The sequence below is a fragment of the Rhizobium sp. P1_E1 genome, assembly GCF_056406015.1.
The window spans coordinates 64,778-78,347 of record NZ_JBFUAY010000012.1 but is presented as its reverse complement, the minus strand read 5'-3'; the positions used below and the strand labels follow the sequence as shown (position 1 = coordinate 78,347).

12 protein-coding genes, 2 tRNA genes and 1 riboswitch are annotated in these 13,570 nt (G+C 60.3%); of the genes, 9 read left to right on the top strand and 5 right to left on the bottom strand.

The window, feature by feature from the left end; genetic code table 11:
* The first annotated feature begins 107 nt into the window (after nucleotides 1–107).
* The 5 genes from clpX to AC1D1Z_RS07520 all read left to right on the top strand — a co-directional run bounded on the left by clpX (nucleotide 108) and on the right by AC1D1Z_RS07520 (nucleotide 8,253).
* Nucleotides 108–1,385, top strand: a complete 1,278-nt coding sequence (gene clpX, locus AC1D1Z_RS07540; RefSeq protein ID WP_017963839.1) for an ATP-dependent Clp protease ATP-binding subunit ClpX — start codon at nucleotides 108–110, stop codon at nucleotides 1,383–1,385.
* 402 nt (nucleotides 1,386–1,787) lie between these two features.
* Nucleotides 1,788–4,205, top strand: a complete 2,418-nt coding sequence (gene lon, locus AC1D1Z_RS07535; RefSeq protein ID WP_017959927.1) for an endopeptidase La — start codon at nucleotides 1,788–1,790, stop codon at nucleotides 4,203–4,205.
* A 206-nt stretch (nucleotides 4,206–4,411) separates the two neighbouring features.
* Nucleotides 4,412–4,687: a DNA-binding protein HupB gene (hupB, locus tag AC1D1Z_RS07530; RefSeq protein ID WP_003558438.1), complete on the top strand. Its 276-nt coding sequence runs from the start codon at nucleotides 4,412–4,414 to the stop codon at nucleotides 4,685–4,687.
* A gap of 124 nt (nucleotides 4,688–4,811) precedes the next feature.
* A riboswitch (FMN riboswitch) is annotated at nucleotides 4,812–4,966 on the top strand.
* A gap of 84 nt (nucleotides 4,967–5,050) precedes the next feature.
* Nucleotides 5,051–5,959 (top strand): riboflavin transporter RibN, encoded by a 909-nt coding sequence (gene ribN, locus AC1D1Z_RS07525; protein WP_032994602.1) that lies wholly within the window; start codon nucleotides 5,051–5,053, stop codon nucleotides 5,957–5,959.
* An 83-nt stretch (nucleotides 5,960–6,042) separates the two neighbouring features.
* On the top strand, nucleotides 6,043–8,253 hold the full coding sequence (locus tag AC1D1Z_RS07520) for an esterase-like activity of phytase family protein (protein ID WP_446983325.1): 2,211 nt from the start codon (nucleotides 6,043–6,045) through the stop codon (nucleotides 8,251–8,253).
* A 73-nt stretch (nucleotides 8,254–8,326) separates the two neighbouring features.
* Here AC1D1Z_RS07520 and AC1D1Z_RS07515 read toward each other — a convergent pair whose 3' ends face one another.
* Nucleotides 8,327–9,313, bottom strand: a complete 987-nt coding sequence (locus tag AC1D1Z_RS07515; RefSeq protein WP_018447533.1) for an aldo/keto reductase — start codon at nucleotides 9,311–9,313, stop codon at nucleotides 8,327–8,329.
* A gap of 242 nt (nucleotides 9,314–9,555) precedes the next feature.
* Here AC1D1Z_RS07515 and AC1D1Z_RS07510 point away from each other — a divergent pair, with 242 nt between their 5' ends.
* Entirely contained in the window at nucleotides 9,556–9,957 is a 402-nt protein-coding gene (locus AC1D1Z_RS07510; protein ID WP_018516857.1) for a (R)-mandelonitrile lyase, read from the top strand.
* 5 nt (nucleotides 9,958–9,962) lie between these two features.
* Here AC1D1Z_RS07510 and AC1D1Z_RS07505 read toward each other — a convergent pair whose 3' ends face one another.
* On the bottom strand, nucleotides 9,963–10,568 hold the full coding sequence (locus tag AC1D1Z_RS07505) for a class I SAM-dependent methyltransferase (RefSeq protein WP_018447534.1): 606 nt from the start codon (nucleotides 10,566–10,568) through the stop codon (nucleotides 9,963–9,965).
* A gap of 165 nt (nucleotides 10,569–10,733) precedes the next feature.
* Between AC1D1Z_RS07505 and AC1D1Z_RS07500 the strand changes: the two genes are divergently transcribed.
* Complete coding sequence (locus AC1D1Z_RS07500; protein ID WP_018241586.1) at nucleotides 10,734–11,087, top strand: hypothetical protein; 354 nt, start codon at nucleotides 10,734–10,736, stop codon at nucleotides 11,085–11,087.
* A gap of 133 nt (nucleotides 11,088–11,220) precedes the next feature.
* Nucleotides 11,221–11,769: a glutathione peroxidase gene (locus AC1D1Z_RS07495; RefSeq protein WP_446965785.1), complete on the top strand. Its 549-nt coding sequence runs from the start codon at nucleotides 11,221–11,223 to the stop codon at nucleotides 11,767–11,769.
* 111 nt (nucleotides 11,770–11,880) lie between these two features.
* On the opposite strand, the gene AC1D1Z_RS07490 is transcribed toward AC1D1Z_RS07495, so the two are convergent.
* The 3 genes from AC1D1Z_RS07490 to AC1D1Z_RS07480 all read right to left on the bottom strand — a co-directional run bounded on the left by AC1D1Z_RS07490 (nucleotide 11,881) and on the right by AC1D1Z_RS07480 (nucleotide 13,075).
* Nucleotides 11,881–12,093: a hypothetical protein gene (locus AC1D1Z_RS07490; protein WP_446965786.1), complete on the bottom strand. Its 213-nt coding sequence runs from the start codon at nucleotides 12,091–12,093 to the stop codon at nucleotides 11,881–11,883.
* 406 nt (nucleotides 12,094–12,499) lie between these two features.
* On the bottom strand, nucleotides 12,500–12,898 hold the full coding sequence (locus tag AC1D1Z_RS07485; protein ID WP_028733659.1) for a hypothetical protein: 399 nt from the start codon (nucleotides 12,896–12,898) through the stop codon (nucleotides 12,500–12,502).
* A gap of 101 nt (nucleotides 12,899–12,999) precedes the next feature.
* Nucleotides 13,000–13,075: transfer RNA gene (locus AC1D1Z_RS07480), tRNA-Val, on the bottom strand.
* A gap of 403 nt (nucleotides 13,076–13,478) precedes the next feature.
* On the opposite strand from AC1D1Z_RS07480, the gene AC1D1Z_RS07475 reads away from it, so the two are divergent.
* A tRNA-Asp gene (locus AC1D1Z_RS07475) sits at nucleotides 13,479–13,555 on the top strand.
* Nucleotides 13,556–13,570: the final 15 nt, after the last annotated feature.

Genomic DNA, 13,570 nt, shown 5'->3' with positions numbered 1-13,570 from the left:
CCCTGAAGCCCTTCTCGGCAAAGGCTCCGGAAACGGAGTGCCGCCAGGAGCTGATAGAGTGGACCGCGATTTCGCCTTGAAATGCGGCGTGCTGGAAGGAAAGTGATATGAGCAAGGTCAGCGGCAGCAACGGCGGCGACTCCAAGAACACGCTTTATTGTTCGTTCTGCGGAAAGAGCCAGCACGAAGTCCGGAAACTGATTGCCGGACCGACCGTCTTCATCTGCGATGAATGCGTCGAATTGTGCATGGACATCATCCGCGAGGAGAACAAGTCCTCGATGGTCAAGTCCCGCGACGGCGTTCCGACGCCCCAGGACATCATCAAGGTCCTCGACGAATACGTCATCGGGCAGCGGCAGGCGAAGAAGATCCTGTCGGTCGCCGTTCACAACCATTACAAGCGCCTGGCGCACGCCTCCAAGAACGGCGAAGTCGAGCTGGCGAAGTCGAACATCATGCTCGTCGGCCCGACCGGCTGCGGCAAGACCTATCTTGCCCAGACGCTCGCCCGCATCATCGACGTTCCCTTCACCATGGCTGATGCGACGACGCTGACAGAGGCCGGTTATGTTGGCGAGGATGTCGAAAACATCATCCTGAAGCTCCTGCAGTCGGCCGACTACAACGTCGAGCGTGCGCAGCGCGGCATCGTCTACATCGACGAAGTCGACAAGATTTCGCGCAAGTCCGACAATCCGTCGATCACCCGCGACGTCTCGGGCGAGGGCGTGCAGCAGGCGCTCCTGAAGATCATGGAAGGCACGGTCGCTTCCGTTCCGCCGCAGGGCGGCCGCAAGCATCCTCAGCAGGAATTCCTGCAGGTCGACACGACGAACATCCTGTTCATCTGCGGCGGCGCCTTTGCCGGCCTCGACAAGATCATCTCTGCCCGCGGCGAGAAGACCTCGATCGGCTTCGGTGCGACCGTCAAGTCGCAGGATGACCGCCGCGTCGGTGAGGTCCTGCGCGAACTGGAGCCTGAAGATCTGGTCAAGTTCGGCCTCATCCCTGAGTTCATCGGCCGTCTGCCGGTTCTGGCGACGCTTGAAGACCTCGATGAGGACGCGCTGATCCAGATCCTCTCCGAGCCGAAGAACGCGCTGATCAAGCAGTATCAGCGCCTGTTCGAGATGGAAGACGTGGAACTGAACTTCCACGAGGACGCTCTGCGCGAAATCGCCCGCAAGGCGATCGTGCGCAAGACCGGCGCCCGCGGCCTTCGCTCGATCATGGAGAAGATCCTGCTCGACACGATGTTCGAATTGCCGACGCTGGAAGGCGTGCGCGAGGTCGTCATCTCCGAGGAAGTGGTGCGCGGTTCGGCCCGTCCGCTTTACATCTATGCCGATCGCCAGGAAGAAAAAGCCAACGCTTCGGCGTGAGCTTGGGCTTTCGTGTGATTATTTTGGGGGCTTGCCATAGGCAGGCCCCTTTCTATTTGAAAAACCATGCGAAGCGCTGCTAGTATTTGCCGGTGGGAACCGACATTGCCTTTGCCGATGTTGCGCAAGGGGTAGTGCTTGGCAATCATGCAATGATTCCGTAAGTCTCTTGCTGGCGTTTGTATTTTAGCCGGGTCGGAAGTGGTAAGCGCCGGTCCAGCCACGCGCTTCATAGTGTTGGCGTTCCGTTGTAATAAAGCTGTCACATCCGAGGGACGCGGGCGTTTGCGTGGCTTGAAAAGCGTAGTCAGAACCTCCACTTGTAGCAACAAGTGAGAGTGCCGGCCGGTCCCAAGCGGCCGTGCAGAGAGCCCGGCAACGGGACGATGGAAAGGACATAAAATGACGAAGAAAACGTCTGTAGCGAGCAGCACTGCCTACCCTGTTCTGCCCCTGCGCGACATCGTGGTTTTCCCGCATATGATCGTGCCGCTGTTCGTAGGACGGGAAAAGTCGATCCGTGCGCTCGAAGAGGTCATGGGTTCCGACAAGCAGATCATGCTGGTGACGCAGATCAACGCCAGCGACGACGATCCGGATCCTTCCGCGATCCACAATGTCGGCACCGTGGCGAACGTGTTGCAGCTCTTGAAGCTGCCCGACGGCACCGTGAAGGTTCTGGTCGAAGGCCGCGCCCGCGCCGAGATCGACACCTATACCAGCCGCGAGGATTTCTATGAGGCGCTCGGCCATGTGCTCGAGGAGCCGCATGACGATCCGGTCGAACTGGAAGCTCTGTCGCGTTCGGTCGTCTCCGAATTCGAGAGCTATGTGAAGCTCAACAAGAAGATTTCGCCCGAAGTGGTCGGCGCCGCCAGCCAGATCGACGACTATTCCAAGCTCGCCGATACGGTCGCTTCGCATCTGTCGATCAAGATCACCGAGAAGCAGGAGATGCTGGAGACCACCAGCGTCAAGCAGCGCCTCGAAAAGGCCCTCGGCTTCATGGAAGGCGAGATCTCGGTCCTGCAGGTCGAAAAGCGCATCCGCTCGCGCGTCAAGCGCCAGATGGAGAAGACCCAGCGCGAGTATTACCTCAATGAACAGATGAAGGCGATCCAGAAGGAACTCGGCGACGGCGAGGAAGGCCGCGACGAGATGAGCGAACTGGAAGAGCGCATCTCCAAGACCAAGCTGTCCAAGGAAGCCCGTGAAAAGGCCGATGCGGAACTGAAGAAGCTGCGTCAGATGAGCCCGATGTCGGCGGAAGCCACCGTCGTGCGCAACTATCTGGACTGGCTGCTCGGGATCCCCTGGGGCAAGAAGTCGAAGATCAAGGCCGATCTCAACAATGCCGAGAAGATCCTCGAAGCCGATCACTTCGGTCTCGACAAGGTCAAGGAGCGCATCGTCGAATATCTGGCCGTGCAGGCTCGCGCCACCAAGATCAAGGGCCCGATCCTCTGCCTCGTCGGCCCTCCGGGTGTCGGCAAGACTTCGCTCGCCCAGTCGATCGCCAAGGCGACCGGCCGTGAGTATGTCCGCATGGCGCTTGGCGGCGTTCGTGACGAAGCCGAAATCCGCGGTCACCGCCGCACCTATATCGGCTCGATGCCCGGCAAGGTCATCCAGTCGATGAAGAAGGCGAAGAAGTCCAACCCGCTCTTCCTGCTCGACGAGATCGACAAGCTCGGCCAGGATTATCGCGGCGATCCGTCCTCGGCCCTGCTGGAAGTGCTCGATCCGGCGCAGAACATGACCTTCATGGACCACTATCTGGAAGTCGAATACGACCTGTCGGATGTGATGTTCATCACGACGGCAAATACGCTGAATATTCCAGCGCCCCTGATGGACCGCATGGAGATCATCCGTATCGCCGGCTACACCGAGGATGAAAAGCGCGAAATCGCCAAGCGGCACCTGCTGCCGAAGGCCATCAAGGAACATGCGTTGCAGCCGGAAGAATTCTCGGTCAGCGACGACGCCCTGATGGCGATCAGCCAGCAGTACACCCGCGAAGCCGGCGTCCGCAACTTCGAACGCGAACTGATGAAACTCGCCCGCAAGGCGGTCACCGAGATCATCAAGGGCAAGACGAAGGCCGTTCATGTGACGGCTGCCAACATCTCCGACTACCTGGGCGTCCCGCGCTTCCGCCATGGCGAAGCCGAGGGCGAGGATCAGGTCGGCGTCGTGACCGGTCTTGCCTGGACGGAAGTCGGTGGTGAGCTGCTGACCATCGAAGGCGTGATGATGCCGGGCAAGGGCCGCATGACGGTCACCGGCAATCTGAAGGAAGTCATGAAGGAATCGATCTCGGCAGCGGCCTCCTATGTTCGCTCGCGCGCTGTCGATTTCGGCATCGAGCCGCCGCGCTTCGACAAGAGCGACATCCACGTGCACGTGCCGGAAGGCGCGACGCCGAAGGATGGCCCCTCGGCCGGCGTCGCCATGGCAACCGCGATCGTCTCGATCATGACAGGCATCCCGGTGGATAGGCATGTGGCCATGACCGGTGAAATCACCCTTCGCGGTCGTGTGCTGCCGATCGGTGGTCTCAAGGAAAAGCTGCTCGCAGCGCTTCGCGGCGGCATCAAGAAGGTGCTGATTCCGGAGGAAAACGCCAAGGACCTGGCGGAGATTCCCGATAACGTGAAGAACAACATGGAGATCATCCCGGTATCCCGCATGGGCGAGGTGATCAAGCATGCGCTGATCCGGCGACCGGAGCCGATCGAATGGGACGGCACGGTAGAAACGCCCGTCATCGCAACGGTCGAAGGCCTCGATGAGACAGGCGCAACCATAGCGCATTGAGTGGCCTTTGCCACATTTACGCCCAATTGGGGCAAAACACGCAAAAAGGCTGGCGGAAACGCCAGCCTTTTTTGTGAAAACGTCATGTAGACGCTTGCTTTTCCTTGATTTGCAGGGCTTTTGGGTTTTCGGCGGGCCTGATGAAACCTATTCTGCGCCTAGCTTACTTTTGAGTCGTTTCATACCATTTAGAAAGGGGTGGAAACATGAACAAGAATGAACTCGTGTCCGCAGTAGCCGAAAAGGCAGGGCTGACGAAGTCTGACGCGGCTTCCGCTGTTGACGCGGTTTTCGACGTTGTCCAGGCTGAACTCAAGAACAAGGGCGACATCCGCCTCGCGGGTTTCGGCAGCTTCACCGTTTCTCATCGTGCCGCAACGAAGGGCCGTAATCCGTCGACGGGCGCTGAAGTCGACATTCCGGCTCGCAACGTGCCCAAATTCACGCCTGGCAAGGGCCTGAAGGACGCCGTCAACGGCTGATCTGATATTATCCGTCAGCCGGAAACGAGACCGGTTGTGAAGGATTTGAGAGGGGTTCGGCTTTGCCGGACCCCTTTTGCTTTAGGAACACTCTTGCCGCCGCGCGGGCTTTGATCTACGACATTTCTGTTCTCAGGGCGGGGTGAAACTCCCCACCGGCGGTAAGAGTTTCGGCTCGAGCCCGCGAGCGCCTTCCCTCATGTCCAAGCGGGGGAAGGGTCAGCAGATCCGGTGCGATTCCGGAGCCGACGGTTAAAGTCCGGATGGAAGAGAATGAGTGTTGGCCGTGCGAAGGGCAGGGATCCGCCATGTCGCTCGTGTCCGTGCCTCATGCGTCCTGATTTATGTTGGTCCCTGTTTTGGATGAAAGACATGAATCAGACTTCCCTTGCAGTCTCGCCGTCCCGCGCCGTTGTCGGTGCACTCTGGATGGTGCTTGCCGGCATTGCTTTTTCGCTTCTCAACGTCGTCACCCAATGGCTGACGATGAAGCTTGCCTTTCCCTCGGCGTCGGCAGCCTTCTGGCAATATGGCTTCGCCTTCCTGTTTTCGTTGCCGTTCCTTAAGAGGCTCGGCCTCGCGGCGATGCGCACGCACTATCCCTGGCGTCACCTCGCGCGCGTCGCGCTTGCCGCGCTCGGCGTCGAGGCCTGGGTCGCCGGCCTTGCCGCCGTGCCGATCTGGCAGGCGATCGCACTGGTGATGACCTCGCCCTTCTTCATCATTCTGGGTGCCCGGCTTTTCCTCGGTGAGCGCGTCGGCCCGGCCCGCTGGGCCGCGACGGCGGCGGGTTTCACCGGAGCGATGATCATCCTGCAGCCATGGTCGGACGGCTTTGGCTGGGCGGCACTCCTGCCTGTGCTCTCGGCGATGCTGTGGGGCGCCTCGTCGCTGATCACCAAAAGCCTGACGGGCATTGAACGACCGGAGACGATCACCGTCTGGCTGCTCGTTCTGCTGACCCCGATAAACGGCGGGCTGGCGCTTGCGGCAGGTTTTGCAGTGCCGACGGGCGCAACGCTTGCCCTGTTCTTGCTGGCGGGGCTGCTGACCGCCGCAGCGCAGTATTTCCTGACGCTTGCCTATGCCGCAGCCGATGCCGCCTACGTCCAGCCGTTCGATGATCTCAAGCTGCCGTTGAACGTGCTGGCCGGTTGGCTGTTCTTTGGCTATGCGCCGGCGGGTTACCTTTGGCTGGGAGCAGCTCTCATCCTGTCTGCCTCGCTCTTCATCATGCGAAACGAGATGCGCCGGGAGCGCAAACCAGCCTGATGTGGTCTGGCGCAAAATGTCGCCTCTGTCATGCCTCTGTCATGCCGCTCGCGCAGAAAACTCCTGTTTCGAATGTTCGACACATGGGGGATTTCATGACAATTTCATCGCGCAAGGCAGCGCTCGCTGCCGTGCTTCTCGCATCCGTTGCCTTTCCGGCCGCGGCCGAACCGGTTTTCAATCGCATCGCTTCCTTCCCGGTTGCGCAGAACCTGCCGGCTGACAAGGACAAGCTTTCGGTGAGCTCCGCCGAAATCATCACCGCGACCGACGACGGCAACACGCTGATCTATAGCGACAGCCCGCTCGGCGCGATCGGCTTCATCGACATTACCGATGCCAAGGCTCCGAAGGCCGGCGGCGCGGTGATGATGGACGGCGAGCCGACATCGGTCACCTCGAGCGGCGGCAAGGCGCTCGTTGCCGTCAACACTTCCGAAAACAAGGCGAAGCCCTCGGGCCGTCTCGCCATCGTCGACGTGGCGACCAAGAAGATCGAAAACAGCTGCGATCTCGGCGGCCAGCCGGATTCGATCGCCCTCAACAAGGATAAGACGCTCGGCACCATCGCGATCGAAAACGAGCGCGACGAAAAGGTCAATGACGGCAAGATCCCGCAAATGCCGGCTGGCGACCTCGTCGTCTTCCAGGTCAGGAACGGCACCGTCGATTGCGGCACGATCAAGCACGTGGCGCTGACCGGGCTTGCCGGCGTCGCCCCGGAGGATCCGGAGCCGGAATTCGTCGCCTTCAACAGCCTGAACGAGATTGCTCTGACGCTGCAGGAAAACAATGAGATCGTCATCATCGACGCCAACACGGCTGAAGTGAAGACGCATTTCTCCGCCGGCAGCGTCGATCTCACCGGTATCGACACCAAGCGTGACGGCGCCCTGAAATTCTCGGGCGAAGCCAAAGGCGTGCTGCGCGAACCCGACGCCGTGAAGTGGCTGGACGACAACCGCCTCGTCGTCGCCAATGAAGGCGACTACCAGGGCGGCTCGCGCGGCTTCACCATCTTCGACAAGACGGGCAAGCTTCTCTACGAATCGGGCGCATCCTTCGAACGCGCCGTCGCCCATATCGGCCACTATCCGGAAAGCCGGTCAGGATCGAAGGGCGTCGAGCCGGAAGGCCTCGAAGCCGCCAAGTTCGGGGACGATCAGTATTTCTTCCTGCTCGCCGAGCGTGCTTCGGTCGTCGGCGTCTATAAGGATACCGGTGCCGATCCCGAACTCGTCCAGTTGCTGCCGTCCGGCATTTCGCCGGAAGGCGCGATCGCCATCCCTAAGCGCAATCTCCTCGTGACTGCCAACGAACTCGACCTCGGAAAGGATGGCGGCGCGCGCTCGCATGTGATGATCTACGAGCGCTCGGAAGGCGAAAAGGCCTATCCGCAGATCGTCTCCGCCGAGAAGGACGGCAATCCGATCGGCTTTGCAGCCCTTTCGGGTCTCGCCGCCGTTCCGGGCAAGCCGGGCATGCTCTACGCCGTCAGCGACAGCGTTCTGGGCTCGCAGCCGACGATCTACACGATCGATGCCAGCAAGAAGCCGGCCGTCATCACCGACGCCCTCGTCGTCAAGCGTGACGGCGCCCCGGCCCAGAAGCTCGACATCGAAGGCATCGCGGCTGCTGCCGACGGCTCCTTCTGGCTCGCCTCGGAAGGTTACAGCGAGCGTCTCGTTCCGCATGCCCTCTACAACGTCAATGCCAAGGGCGACATCAAGGCCGAGATTGCCCTGCCGAAGGAGCTCGTCGCCAACGAAATCCGCTACGGCTTTGAAGGCGTGACCATTGTCGGCACCGGCGACGATGCGACGCTCTGGATGGCGGTCCAGCGTGAGTGGAGCGATGACGAGAAGGGCTTCGTCAAGCTCGTCTCCTACAATCCGAAGAAGAGGGAATGGGGTGCTGTGCGCTATCCGCTCGACAAGACGGAAAGCGGCTGGGTCGGCCTGTCGGAAATCTCGGCCCAGGGCGACAGCGTCTACATCATCGAGCGCGACAACCTCGTCGGTGATGCCGCCAGGCTGAAGAAGCTCTACAAGGTCGCGATATCGGACCTGAAGCCCGCCAAGCTCGGCGGCGAGCTGCCGGTCGTCAAGAAGACCGAAGCCCACGACTTCCTCGGTGAGCTGAAGACCGCGACCAACGGCTACGTGCTGGACAAGCTTGAAGGCTTCACCTTCGACGCATCGGGCAAGCCCTATGCGGTCACCGACAATGACGGCGTCAGCGACTCCTCCGGCGAGACCCTGTTCTTTCCGGTTGACCTGGTCGGCACCAACTGAGCTTCTGAAAGTTCCACGACATAAAAATGGCCGGGCGAAAACCCGGCCATTTTCGTCTCGGAGTATTGGGCGCCTACCAGCGCTGATGCACATGCGGCGCGATCAGCCGCTCGTAAATCTCGCGCGTTGCTGCCATGACATCGGCCGAAAGCGGCGCCAGATTGGCAGCAGCCGCATTGCCCTTGGCCTGCTCGGCGTTACGCGCGCCGGGGATGACGACGGTGACGGCGTCGCTCATCAGGATCCAGCGGAGCGCGAAGGCGGCCATGGTGGCGCCCTCGGGCACCAGCTTGCGCACCTCTTCCACCGCCTGCAGGCCGACCTCAAAGGGCACGCCGGCAAAGGTCTCGCCGACATCGAAGGCTTCACCGTTGCGGTTGAAATTGCGGTGGTCGTCGCTGGCGAAATGTGTGTCCCGGGTGATCTTGCCGGAGAGAAGACCGCTGGCGAGCGGTACGCGGACGATGATCGCCACGTTCCTGCGGCGTGCTTCCTGGAAGAACAGGTGATCGGGGCGCTGGCGGAAGATGTTGTAGATGATCTGGATGCTGACGACGCCGGGATATTCGATCGCCTTCAGACCGTCCTCGACCTTCTCGACGCTGACGCCGTAACCCTTGATCTTGCCGGCCTTCTGCAGCGCGTTCAGGTCCTCGAAGACCTCCGGCTGGTAAAGCACCTCACGCGGCGGGCAGTGGAGCTGCACGAGGTCGAGACTGTCGACGGCAAGATTCGTCAGGCTGCGGTCGATGAAGCCTTCGAGATTAGCCTTGGTGTAGCCTTCCGCGACATGCGGGTTGAGGCGGCGGCCCGCCTTGGTAGCGACCATCGGACGCACACCGCCGCGCGTCTTCAGCACGTCGGCAATGATCTTTTCCGAGCGCCCGTCGCCATAGACGTCAGCCGTATCGATGAATGTCATGCCGGCATCGAGCGCGGCATTGAGCGCCGCGCGTCCGTCGGCCTCGCTGATATCGCCCCAGGAGCCGCCGATCTGCCAGGCGCCGAAGCCGACATTGGTGACGGTGAAGGGCATGCGGCCAAAAGCATGGTGTTTCATGAAAAATCCTCCCTACTGCATGTCGCCCGGAAGTGTGCGGGGACAGCGACATGCATAAAAACAAAGAGCCAAAGCGCATCGCATGAATCAAGCACGATGCGACGCGCTTTGGTGATGAAAGCCACTGGAACTATCAGGCGGGTGACTCCGCGGCAATTGCCGATCCGGCTTTGATTGGTCGCCTCGATGAAATATCGTCGCGATATAAGGCTTCAACCGCAATGAATGGAAAAGGAAAGATCATGGAGATCAAACCCGCCGGCTCTCGCCCCTCGACGAAGCCACCGGCCGACTATTTCACCGGCGCCGTTCGCCAGGATCCGCTGATGGAAACGCCGGCGCCGGCACGGGCGAGGGCGGTCTCCGTCACCTTTGAACCCGGCGCCCGCACGGCCTGGCATACGCATCCGCTCGGCCAGACACTGATCGTGACATCAGGCAAGGGCCTCGCCCAGAGCTGGGGCGAGGACATCCGCGAGATCCGCCCCGGCGATACCGTCTGGTTCGCGCCAGGCGAAAAACATTGGCACGGCGCTGCCCCGGACACGGCGATGACGCATATCGCCATCCATGAAGCGCTGGACGGCAGCCACGTCGACTGGATGGAAAAGGTCAGCGACGAGCAATATTCCGGTAAAATGTGAGCTGATCAGAGCCGCTTCAGGCAATAGGAAAAATGCGCGTGCGATTCGACCGTCAGGAACTCGAATTGCCAGCCGTAATCCTTGCAGAATTTGGTGACCGCCTCGACGACGCCATAGACGATCGGCTTGACCGTATTGCCGGTGCAGAAATCATGCCCGGCAATACGCCCCGTCCGCTTCACCTTCTTTTCGCAGAGCAGGAGTTCCTGCCAGGTGAGCTCGAAGGAATGGTCGGTATCGATATAGGCCCAATCGAGGAAATCGTCCTCGAATTCGGCAAGCTTGTCGAGCGATGTGCCTTGCATCAGATGCAGCCGGCCGGCCGCGATCTCGGCCGCGAAATTCGTGTGGATCGCATCGAGCCCGGAGCTGTAGCGATCCATTGACCAGGGATCGATGAGGTAGAGCTGCGCCGGGCGATTCTTTTCCAGGATCTCCGCCGTATATTCGCCAAAGGCTGCCCCGACCTCGACGCCGATGCCGCCGTTCGGGATCCGAAAAAGCAATTCGCCGCGATCCGGCAGCAGCCGGGCGTTTTCCATATGATGGGCGCTGAGCGGGGTGCGCGGCATGCTCGCCCGGAGCGCCTGCCTTTCTTCACGTGTCTTCATTTCTGATCTCGGGATTGCGGGCGACTGACGGCCCTGATGCGGTTTGACGGGAAGGTAGGAGCAGCGGGAACCGATGACAACCGCATGACAGGAATTTGCTTCTTTCGGACAAACCGCTAAGTTCCATCTGTGAACTGACGAAAAAGCCTCGGGAGGAGCGATTTCATGAGACGCATGTGGCCTGAAGAATTCAACGCCATCATCAGCGGAGCTGAGGAGGTGATGTTGGAAACACCAGCCGAGGCCGGCGAAGCGCCGCTGCAGCGCAAGGCGCTGAAGGCGCGAATCACCATGCAGGATTACGAGCGGATCTGGCCGCTCGCCGAGATGCGCTTCCGGCTTGGTGAAAGAGATGGCAAGGCCATCACGCTGATCACCACCAATCCCCATTACCACGCCTGGCACCCGAAGGACGGCGGCAGCGTCGATTCCGTGTCGGACAGTGGCCGCCATTACAAGACGGATTATCTCGTCGTGCACTTCCTGCTCGACGACGTGAAGGAAACGTCTCCCGCCTGAGGTGCTAAGGCCCGGTGCGGCCGGAAGCCGCACCGGCGTCCTGTGGAAGCCAAGTTGATCCCGACGCTGATGACAACGGCGGCGATATCGGTAAGCTTGGGCGAAACATATCCTTACGAAATTGGAGGTTCCCGTGACGGGCAACGTGCTGGATATCCCGGTCAAGACTGTGGATGGTCGTGAGACCACGCTCAACGAATACAGGGGCAGGGTGCTCTTGGTCGTCAATGTCGCCTCGAAATGCGGGCTGACCGTCCAATATGAGGGGCTGGAAAAGCTCTATGGGGAAAAGCGCGAGCGCGGCTTCGTCATCGCAGCTTTCCCCGCCAACGACTTCAAGGGTCAGGAGCCCGGCACCGACGCCGAGATCCTCGATTTCTGCACCAGCACCTATGACGTCACCTTCCCGATCTTCTCGAAGATCTCGGTCAAGGGCGAGGCCCAGCACCCGCTTTACCGGCAGCTGACCAAGTCGGGTGTCGCGACGACGGGTGACGGCCCGATGCGCGAACGCCTGAAATCCCATGGCATGACAGGCGGAAATGAGGACGACATCCTCTGGAACTTCGAGAAATTCCTGATCGGCCGCGACGGCAAAGTCGCCGCCCGTTTCGCGCCTGACGTGACGGCGGACGATTCGCGGCTGGTTTCCGCTGTGGATAAAGAACTGGCGAAGGGATGAATAGTGGGCGATGAGCACCCACCGGACAGCGGGATGCTCACTACCCCGATCACGCTCTCACATCTCAGTCGGAGAAAAAGAGAAAGCGCATCCGGCGCCGTTCCAAGATCCTCAGATCCCAAGCACGGTCACAAGCGGGGGCGTAAAGTTCTTGAAGCCCACCCTCGGCCAGTCGCACCTCCTGTCGAATTTCGTCTTTGGTTCGTGGCGCTGGCATGTCGGATTCGTCTTGAATGCATATCCGGGCAGGGCGACGTATGTGGCACTTGGCGTGCCAAGGGCAATCGCGATGCACAGCATCAATGCGGAGCGCAGGGTCCTCATGGCACACCTCCAGGCGTGATGAACCTTCAAGCGCGGAGACTTTCCGGGCGGCGAATTCTCCCACTTTTGCCGGCCCCTATCCATTCGCCCAATAGGAGGTGGCGCGGTGGCTGGGAGTAGTCCGTTTTACGGAGCGCTGGCGGGACGGCGCGCATCTGAAGCTGCCGGGATGCACGCCTTGCTGCGCCGGAACGTCGTGCCGCATGCTGCCTCGAGAACGCAGTCCTGCCCACAACTCGGGCCGTGGTGTGCCGCCGAACGGGGGCATCGGCAGCCAGTTCACCGGATACGGAGAGTCGTGACGAAGCGATAGGCAGCGGGAGGGTTTTCGGCGTGGATGTAATCGCCATGAAATGGCAGACGATGGGCGTCCTCCAAACGGCGAGGGATGCCCATCACCCCACAGTCACTTCTGCGTGAGAGAAAATGAGAAGGCGCACCGGGCGCCGCTCATAAATGAAACGCGGTTTTGGAAAAACGAAAACGTATATTTATCGCCACTTTGACCGCTGTCTCTGAAAGACGCGGGGAATCGGCTGATGGTGCTTAAGACGCCGCGCTGGCTGGCTTTGCTGATTTCCAAGCTGCAGGCCGAATTGTCGGCATCGACCGAAAAATTAATCGGCAGATCTGACTGCATTCTCAGCAGATATGTTCTGGCTTCACGCGCCGGGGTTTCTCCCGAGGTTGTAATCGCCTGATCCCCGGCAGACAGGAACACCTCTTGCGCTGGCTCTCTGGCAATGCACGGCGGCGCAGCCACGCTGGCGAGAAGCAGCGTAGAGATGATGGCAACGGTTTTCATGAGGTGTCTCCTGACAAAACACCTTGCGCAGATCCTGATCGGATTAGCGAGCTAATTCGGGAGTCTAATTCCGATGAACAAGCAGCAGGAAAGATTGAAAATGGTGGGCGATGAGAGACTCGAACTCCCGACATCCTCGGTGTAAACGAGGCGCTCTACCAACTGAGCTAATCGCCCATCGCAAACGAAGCCGGATCGGCCTGCCGCGTTGGTGGCCGTGATCTATGCGGATCGCGGCAAAACCGCAAGAGTGTTTGTGAAGATTTTTTGATTTTTTTGGCGGTGGTCCCGTGTCTTCAATGCCGCTTAGGTTTGGCTCGGCTGTGGAAAAGTGAGGGGAGGGCGGCGAGCATGTCCGTTTCGAAGGCGCTGCGTCTGCGCCTGAGCATCGCTGCGGAAGACGGAAGTGCCGGCTTTTGTTCGTCTGGCACCCAACCCGCAGAAACATTTCACGGACTGTCATGGTTTTGTCTCCAAACCTGCTTGACACTAAAAGGCGAACCCCGTAGTTAGCCGCTCATCGAAACGGGCAGCCGTTTTGGAGAGGGTGCGAAGGCATCCGGACTGCTTGAAATGAATTGCGGGTGTAGCTCAGTTGGTTAGAGTGCCGGCCTGTCACGCCGGAGGTCGCGGGTTCGAGCCCCGTCACTCGCGCCATTTCAAGTCTTGTAA

What these genes read in the sequence shown, in the direction of transcription:
- AC1D1Z_RS07520 (WP_446983325.1), top strand. Translation starts at nt 6,043, where the DNA reads ATGGGGGATTTCATGACAATTTCATCGCGCAAGGCAGCGCTCGCTGCC.
- AC1D1Z_RS07510 (WP_018516857.1), top strand. Translation starts at nt 9,556, where the DNA reads ATGGAGATCAAACCCGCCGGCTCTCGCCCCTCGACGAAGCCACCGGCC.
- AC1D1Z_RS07515 (WP_018447533.1), bottom strand. Translation starts at nt 9,313, where the DNA reads ATGAAACACCATGCTTTTGGCCGCATGCCCTTCACCGTCACCAATGTC.
- AC1D1Z_RS07485 (WP_028733659.1), bottom strand. Translation starts at nt 12,898, where the DNA reads ATGAAAACCGTTGCCATCATCTCTACGCTGCTTCTCGCCAGCGTGGCT.
- AC1D1Z_RS07500 (WP_018241586.1), top strand. Translation starts at nt 10,734, where the DNA reads ATGAGACGCATGTGGCCTGAAGAATTCAACGCCATCATCAGCGGAGCT.
- AC1D1Z_RS07490 (WP_446965786.1), bottom strand. Translation starts at nt 12,093, where the DNA reads ATGAGGACCCTGCGCTCCGCATTGATGCTGTGCATCGCGATTGCCCTT.
- clpX (WP_017963839.1), top strand. Translation starts at nt 108, where the DNA reads ATGAGCAAGGTCAGCGGCAGCAACGGCGGCGACTCCAAGAACACGCTT.
- hupB (WP_003558438.1), top strand. Translation starts at nt 4,412, where the DNA reads ATGAACAAGAATGAACTCGTGTCCGCAGTAGCCGAAAAGGCAGGGCTG.
- ribN (WP_032994602.1), top strand. Translation starts at nt 5,051, where the DNA reads ATGAAAGACATGAATCAGACTTCCCTTGCAGTCTCGCCGTCCCGCGCC.
- lon (WP_017959927.1), top strand. Translation starts at nt 1,788, where the DNA reads ATGACGAAGAAAACGTCTGTAGCGAGCAGCACTGCCTACCCTGTTCTG.
- AC1D1Z_RS07505 (WP_018447534.1), bottom strand. Translation starts at nt 10,568, where the DNA reads ATGAAGACACGTGAAGAAAGGCAGGCGCTCCGGGCGAGCATGCCGCGC.